The organism is Actinocorallia lasiicapitis (genome assembly GCF_054778695.1).
The window spans coordinates 1-1,030 of the sequence record NZ_BAAGZI010000778.1 but is presented as its reverse complement, the minus strand read 5'-3'; the positions used below and the strand labels follow the sequence as shown (position 1 = coordinate 1,030).

The following is a 1,030-nucleotide window of genomic DNA, read 5'->3' as shown; positions in this document are numbered from 1 at the left end:
GCACCGCGACCAGGACGCGGTCCCCGGCGTCGAAGCCGCCGCACACGCCGGGCCCGGGGTTCAGCCGGGTCTTGAGCGCGGCGTTGAGCGCGGCGGTGCCCTGCGGTCCCGGCGTGAGGATCTGGACGTCGCCGGTGGGGATGCCGAGGGCGCGCGGGATGGAGTCGGTGAGGAGCTGGCCGCACCGGTGGGCGGCCTCCCTGCCGTCGGCGACGGGCACAACGACGATCTCGTGGCCCGGCGCGTCGATCGCGGGGAACGACCCTTCGCGGACCTCCTCGGCGAGATGCGCCAGCGGGTGGTCGGCGGGCGGGGTGGTCACGCAGGGGATGGTGTCGGAGTCGACGAGGTCGCGCAGCACCTGGCCGGGACGGTGGGAGGCCAGCCCGTCGGGGTCGCCGGCGAGCAGCAGATGGGTTCCGTCGGGGCAGGCCCGCATCAGCGCGGAGGCCGCTTCGACGTCGAGGCCCTCGGCGCCCACCACGATCACCAGATCGGCCTGGAGGGGCCGTTCCTCGTCCCGCCCGTAGGCGAGGCCCGTCGCGGTCTCCCCGGCCTCCAGGAGCCGCTGCAGCGCCACCGCGCCGGGGTATTCGGCGGCCGCCGCGTCCGTCGCGGCCGCGACCACGGTCGTCAGGCGTTTCTCGGTGGCCAGTTCGGCGACGACCTGCCCGGCCGGGCCGAGCGCGATGCTCACGCCGTGGAACACCGCGTACCTGGCGGCCTCGGTGACCATCGGCACCTCGATCGGCGGCGCGGCGCCCGCGAGCCGCTGGACGGCCTCGGCGATCGCCTCCTCGGCCTGCCCGTACCGGCGGAGCGCGAGCCACTCCTCCTCGTCGGGGAGCTCGTCGACGTCCTCGGGGACCACCGGCTCCTGGAAGAACAGCATCACGGCGCCGTCGGTGATGGCGGCGTTGACGGCGGCGACCGGGTCGGCGATCCGCAGTTCCTTCAGCGACGCGACGACCTCCGCGCCGGGCAGCGCGGTGTGCCCTTCGCGTGCCGCGACGGCCAGCAGGTGCGCGAC

Annotated in this window: 1 pseudogene; it reads right to left on the bottom strand. The window is 75.6% G+C overall.

Going from position 1 to position 1,030, the window contains the following annotated elements:
* Nucleotides 1-1,030, bottom strand: a pseudogene (locus tag ACYVE7_RS34560) (helix-hairpin-helix domain-containing protein); the annotation flags it as partial.